This is a genomic window from Pseudomonas sp. 2, assembly GCF_056627435.1.
Window position 1 is genome coordinate 1 of record NZ_JBWXNG010000052.1, and the last position, 578, is coordinate 578.

Below are 578 nucleotides of genomic sequence, written 5' to 3' on the forward strand. Positions count from 1 at the left end.
GAGCATCGGACGGATCTCTATGTGTCGGATTCTTCGATTGATCTGGTGACCCATCCGTTGGAAACGTGGGCGGTCTGGAAAGACAACGCAGAGAACTACAGCCATCAGCAAGCCAAGGTTCTATTGGACGGCATTAACCGCCTTCGGGCTGAGTCGACCACGCTGAGTGACATCCCCCCAGTGATGAAGGCGAGCCTTGGGGATGATAAAGCGCTCAATCTGACCAAAGATCTGATCATGCTGGGCGTGTCGTCCAGCAGCATTCAAAGCCTTCCCGCTGAAGCTTATCCAGACCTGAAGGAATTGGTGACAGCAGGGGCGAAGCTAACGGGATGCGGAGCCCTGTGTAGTGGTTCACAGTCGGCGGGCAGCAGCGAAGGCAGTAGCTCCCTCGGACTGGCTCCTCTGATCGTTAATCCCGACGACATGACGTCATTTCTGGAATCGGTCGCACATTTTGCCAGCTCGTCGGGCGTTCAAAACGCCGCAACGGTGATGGCGGTCGTGCAGGCAACGATGGGGCCGTGGAAGTTCGTCTTCAACCTGGCGGCCAAAGCTGCATTGGACGCCACTGTCGG

1 protein-coding gene is annotated in these 578 nt (G+C 56.9%); it reads left to right on the forward strand.

The genetic code is table 11. From position 1 onward, the window contains the following. Positions 1-21: 21 nt before the first annotated feature. Positions 22-578: hypothetical protein (locus tag AC1MEK_RS29850; protein ID WP_480399847.1), on the forward strand; the 557-nt coding region annotated here is incomplete at its 3' end.